This window comes from Fructilactobacillus sp. X2R6C1, assembly GCF_059901295.1.
Map to the genome: position 1 here is coordinate 1 of NZ_JBWXUZ010000025.1, position 276 is coordinate 276.

Consider the following 276-nt stretch of genomic DNA (forward strand, 5'->3'; position numbering starts at 1 on the left):
GGGCTGCTCGGGCGGTGCCAGCATGGCGGTATAGGCGATCAGGCCCTGGGTCAGCGCGGTGCCCAGCAAGCCGGCCAGCAGCATGCCCGACAACAGCCAGCTCGCCGTGCGTGACGCCGCCAGCCACAACAGGGCCAGCACCAGTGCAATCAGCTGCAGCCGCAGCAGGCGTCGCCGGTCGCTGCGGTCCGCCAGCGGCAGCAGCCCAAGCAGCGCCAGCACGCTACCGGCCTGGGTGGCCGCCAGTACCGCGCCGGCCACGGCCCGGTCCAGCGC

General features: G+C 73.9%; 1 pseudogene. It reads right to left on the bottom strand.

Features of this window, described 5'->3' with window-relative positions:
* Positions 1 to 276, bottom strand: a pseudogene (locus AC6UDF_RS07210) (hypothetical protein); the annotation flags it as partial.